This is a genomic window from Anabaena sp. CCY 9402-a, from assembly GCF_963920945.1.
Classification (GTDB): Bacteria; Cyanobacteriota; Cyanobacteriia; order Cyanobacteriales; family Nostocaceae; genus Trichormus; species Trichormus minutissimus.
Genome location: NZ_CAWUDL010000200.1, coordinates 1 through 1,041 on the forward strand (window position 1 = coordinate 1; position 1,041 = coordinate 1,041).

The 1,041-nt window shown below is 32.4% G+C and carries 1 protein-coding gene; it reads right to left on the bottom strand.

Features of this window, described 5'->3' with window-relative positions:
- Positions 1–961: IS630 family transposase (locus ACM0OR_RS28285; protein ID WP_414579724.1), on the bottom strand; the 961-nt coding region annotated here is incomplete at its 3' end.
- Positions 962–1,041 lie beyond the last annotated feature (80 nt).

A 1,041-nucleotide genomic window follows, 5' to 3' on the forward strand; every position in this document is an offset into this window, starting at 1 on the left:
GAAGAATCTTTTCTATAGATGCTACAAAAGTTTGCCAATTTCTATAAGCATCAATTTCAATCCATTGGTACTTAATAAACCGCCACAAAATTTCAATTAAATTCAACTCAGGTGAATAGGAGGGTAATTGAAAGATGGTAATACCACGTTCTGACCATTCTTCAATTTTATCAAGAATAATATTACTGGTATGAATAGAGGATTGATCAACAACAATCACAGTTGGTTTATCTACCTGAGAAAAGAAAGTATCAATGCAAGCAATAATTACATCTGAATTAATACTTTGAGTTGAAATATAAGTTTCTAAGTGATTATTTCGATTCATGATTCCTAAAACATTTAAGCGCGAACTACGACGACTATTAATAGTTAAGTATTCTCCGACATCTTGCCATCCATAAGGAACAGAAGGAATGAGACAAAATCCAGTTTCATCTAAGTAATATAAGTTAATTTTACCTTCATCTTCTAATCGTTTAAACTCTGTTAACTGTGCTGCTTTTTCCTTGTATTCTATGGGGTCTGGCTCTCCTGCAACGTCTCGTCGCATTCTATGCCAACTCATATGAAAATTTCTCAATATTCTTTTAACAGTTTCAGTGCTAACTTCAATATCCCATTCTGATTTGATTTTTTGTAGCGTCTTTTTTAATTGTCTTGGTTCAAGTTTCGCCCACTCTCTAATTTCTGCTTCTTGTTCTGGCTTAAATATTCGTTTTCTACCTCTTCCCGGTTTATTATACAGTCCTAGCATTCCCTCTGAGTCCCAACGATTTATCCAGTTATATATTGTTTTGTAACTAACATTAAATATCTTCATTAATTCTTCTACCTCTATTCCCTGACAGGCTAAGATTAAGAAATGCGCTCTTTGGCGCACTTGATGATATCGACTTTGGCGATATATGCGCTCTAAGAGTTTCAAAGAAAGCGGATTAATTTCTCTTAAAAAAACCATTTATATCTTAATCATTATCTAAATGTATCTTGTATTCAATTGTATAATCATTTGTGTAATTAATTTTGTTTAATTACTTA